The 3927-nt window shown below is 36.2% G+C and carries 3 protein-coding genes; all 3 read left to right on the plus strand.

Features of this window, described 5'->3' with window-relative positions:
- Positions 1–649: 649 nt before the first annotated feature.
- The 3 genes from F6K06_RS33185 (at position 650) to F6K06_RS33195 (ending at position 3730) form a co-directional block, all read left to right on the plus strand.
- Positions 650–2578, plus strand: a complete 1929-nt coding sequence (locus F6K06_RS33185; RefSeq protein WP_287245323.1) for a heavy metal translocating P-type ATPase — start codon at positions 650–652, stop codon at positions 2576–2578.
- Positions 2579–2826: 248 nt separating this feature from the next.
- Positions 2827–3030, plus strand: coding sequence for a hypothetical protein (locus F6K06_RS33190; RefSeq protein ID WP_240039027.1), 204 nt, complete (start codon positions 2827–2829; stop codon positions 3028–3030).
- A gap of 160 nt (positions 3031–3190) precedes the next feature.
- Complete coding sequence (locus F6K06_RS33195; protein WP_287245472.1) at positions 3191–3730, plus strand: helix-turn-helix domain-containing protein; 540 nt, start codon at positions 3191–3193, stop codon at positions 3728–3730.
- Positions 3731–3927 lie beyond the last annotated feature (197 nt).

Here is a 3927-nt window from a genome sequence, read left to right on the forward strand (position 1 = left end):
TACGGTTTAGTCCAGTCAATGCCCGCACTGAGGCGGTCTTCTTTTAGCACCCGATTCAGATCTAACATTGTCCCATCTCAAACACCCTATTAACTTTACTTTACCTTATAAAGCGACAAGTCTATTATATAGAATTGGAGTAAGTCAATATTTTTTTTAGTTGCTTATAAACTATGTTTATTTTTGGGGAAATCACTACTTGTAAACTACTAACAATCTTTTCGAGCATTTTTTGATTTTTAACTCTTCCTTCCTGTTTTCTATAATTTTTTTCTATTAATTTTAGTTGAATATCATATTTGTTTAATTGGCGATAAAAAACTTCCTTCTTCTTCCCTCTTGACTGTAGGTCGCCAATCCGACGGTTCTCCTACCTAACTACTCAGTCCTTATTTATAATATCAAGCATCATTAATTAGCCATAATAAAAATGTTCTTCTCTGGAGAGAGAATATTTTTTCTGTTTGTCATGGGAAGCAAATAAATTTCCTCTTGCTCCCTACTCCCTACTCCCTAAATTTTTCCGAAGTGGTTATTTAAAGAAACACGATCTAAGATATTAAATAGAAATAATATATACGTTAATTTTGAATTTAATTGATTATAATATTGACAATAAAAATTGTGTTGCTTGAGGAGCAGAATAAAAATGAGTAATCATAATCATTCTCATTGTTGTAGCTGTCACCATGAAGAAAACCATACTGATACTAATCAACCTATTCAAGAGTCAAGTTTAAAACAGGAAATTTTACCTCTACTTCCAGTTATTATCATCTATATTTTAGGTTTAATTTTCTATAAAAAATTACAAAATAGTGCCTATGGAATAGGAAAATATATAGTGTTTATTCCTATCTATATATATAGTGGTTGGACTGTACTGACCAGCGCTGGAAAAAATATTTTGAAAGGTAGAATATTTGATGAAAATCTTTTAATGACTGTAGCTACATTAGCAGCGATCGCTATTCATAAATTGCCGGAAGCAGTGGCAGTTATGTTGTTTTATCAAATTGGCGAAACATTCCAGGAATATTCTGTAAAACGTTCCCGTAGTTCTATCAAATCATTATTAGAAATTCGTCCAGATTATGCAAATTTAAAAATTGACGATTCTCTACAAAAAGTCTCGCCTGAAATAGTAGAAGTTGGTAGTGAGATAGTTGTTAAACCAGGAGAAAAAATCCCCTTAGATGGTGAAATTATTTCTGGAAATTCCCAAGTTGATACTTCTGCTTTAACTGGAGAATCAATACCTAGAAATTTTACAGTTGGGCAAACAATATTAGCAGGAATGCTTAACCAAACGGGACTATTAACAATTCGCGTAACTAAACCATTTTCTGAATCTTCTATTTCCAGAATTCTAGAGTTAGTTGAAACTGCCAAAACTAAAAAATCTAAAACTGAAAGATTTATGACAACTTTTGCCAGGTACTATACCCCAATAGTTGTCTTTATTTCTTTAGGGATCGCTTTTCTGCCTCCTCTATTTATCTCCGGTGCTACTTATGCAGATTGGATAAATAGAGCTTTAATTGTATTAGTAGTTTCCTGTCCTTGTGGATTAGTAATTAGCATTCCTTTGGGTTATTTTGGCGGAGTTGGTGGAGCGGCAAAACGAGGAATATTAGTCAAAGGGTCTACATTTTTAGATGATTTAGCTGCGATTAAAACTGTGGTTTTTGATAAAACTGGAACTTTGACAGAAGGTAAACTTCAGGTGACAGATATTGTCACAAAAAATGGCTTGACTAAACCAGATTTAATCGAAGTAGCAGCTAAAGTTGAATCTTTATCAAATCATCCTATTGCTCAAGCAGTTTATAAATATAATTCTAGGAAAATTGATAATTCTGATGTTTCAGAATATCAAGAAATTGCCGGGTGTGGAATTAAGGCAAAAGTTGGTAATAAAACAGTTATTGCGGGAGGCGATCGCCTGTTACATTTAGAAGATATTCAACACGATATTTGTGATATTGGAGATACTGCAGTTCATTTAGCAGTTGATAGTAAATATGTTGGTTATATCGTAATATCTGACCAGATTAAATTAGATGCTGCTCGGGCAATTAAATCTTTGAAAAATTTGGGTGTGGAAAAAACTGTCATGTTAACGGGAGATAATCAAACAGTTGCTCAACGGGTGGCAGAAAATTTAGATTTAGATAGTTATGAAGCTGAATTATTACCAGAAGATAAAGTCAATGCCATTGAAAAATTACTATATCGGAATAATAGGAAAGTTGCTTTTGTTGGTGATGGAATTAATGATGCTCCGGTTATTGCTCGTGCTGATGTTGGTATAGCAATGGGTAGCATTGGTTCGGATGCTGCAATTGAAACTGCGGATGTTGTAATTATGACCGATGCTCCTTCTAAGGTTGCTGAAGCAATACAAATTGGCAGGAAAACGCGTCGCATTGTTTGGCAAAATATTGGTTTTGCTCTAGGAGTAAAGGGGTTGTTTATTTTGTTGGGAATAGCAGGGTTGGCAAATATTTGGGAAGCAGTATTTGCAGATGTGGGTGTAGCGTTAATTGCGATTTTTAATTCTAGTCGAGCGTTATGAAGTCAGAAGTAAAAAATTCAAAAGTCAAATTTGTAGTGGCGTGACACAGCTAAAATCTAGACTCTGAAAAGTATTTAACAACCCGTCGTAATGTACCATTTTCTATAAAGTCAGAAGTTCGTTGAACTTAGTCCTAATATGTTCGATCAAAGTTAGTGCAATTATAATATTAAATACCTAATATTAAGGAGTTAATTAAACCGATAAATGCTTACAAAAAATCTCTAATAATTGATAATCCTCAGCAGTTGGTTTTATCAGATTTACCATTTGCAGCAGGTCAAAAAGTGGAAATCATTATTTTAGCTGAAGATCATAATGAAGTTGATAGTCAACTAGAGGAATTACGTCAAAAAATTGATCGTGCAACTGAACAAATTTTAGCGGGAAATGTGAAAGATGGAGAATTAGTTTTTGAGCAGTTACAAACTAGTGCAGGATGGCAGAAATAAGTGACCAGTAGGAGCAATGCCCTCTTCCTGAGATAGAATACTCAGAGGTGCGATCGCATCGGAGAGGCCAGCCCCAAAAAGTGACCACTAAAAAAAAGTGATTTATGAAGTAAACTAGAATTTGTGGAAGCCCAATCAATAAGCCCAGTCAACCCCATGAATGAATGCCTATCCCCAAAGCTCAATCCATAATCCTGTCGCCAAGACAGAAAAGCCTACTGCAAGTTTTACCCTTCAGACCACCAATTCCTATGGCCTGGTCAGAAGGGTAAAACTCATCCTAGCTGCTGCCTCTGGAACCAACAATACAGCGATCAGTGAACAACTACAACTACATCGAAGGCAAGTGAGGCAGTGGCGAAAAAGGTGGTTGGAGGCTTCTGAACAACTTGCAATTGCTGAAACTCAACAGGTGAGGGACAAGAAGTTAAGGAAACTGATAGAAGAGATTCTCAGTGATGCTCCCCGACCAGGAACAACCAAATTTTTCTCCGTGGAACAAGTAGTCCAAATCGTAGCAATGGCCTGTGAAGACCCAAAACAATCTCAAAGACCAGTGAGTCATTGGACTCCAAGGGAGCTAGCAGAAGAAGCCATAGATAGAAGGATTGTGGAGAAGATTTCACCCCGCAGTGTGGGGCGTTTTTTAAAAGGAAGCGACTCTACAACCTCATCGTCATCGTTACTGGTTAAACTCTAATCCCTCTGACCCAGTAGCTTTTCGCGACCTGGTTAAATCTATCTGTCAGTTATATCTGTCGGCCCAAGAATTATATCATGTCCGTTTATATCGTTTGTGTAAACCCAAGGGTGAATATCTACAGGAAATGATGGTTTTTTCTTGCGAGGGTAGCCTTCTTTCCTCTTCCCTCTTTCTTCTTCCTTCTTCCTTCTTCC

The organism is Okeania sp. SIO1H4 (genome assembly GCF_010672695.1).
Classification (GTDB): domain Bacteria; phylum Cyanobacteriota; class Cyanobacteriia; order Cyanobacteriales; family Microcoleaceae; genus Okeania; species Okeania hirsuta.

What these genes read in the sequence shown, in the direction of transcription:
- F6K06_RS33185 (WP_287245323.1), top strand. Translation starts at nt 650, where the DNA reads ATGAGTAATCATAATCATTCTCATTGTTGTAGCTGTCACCATGAAGAA.
- F6K06_RS33195 (WP_287245472.1), top strand. Translation starts at nt 3,191, where the DNA reads ATGAATGCCTATCCCCAAAGCTCAATCCATAATCCTGTCGCCAAGACA.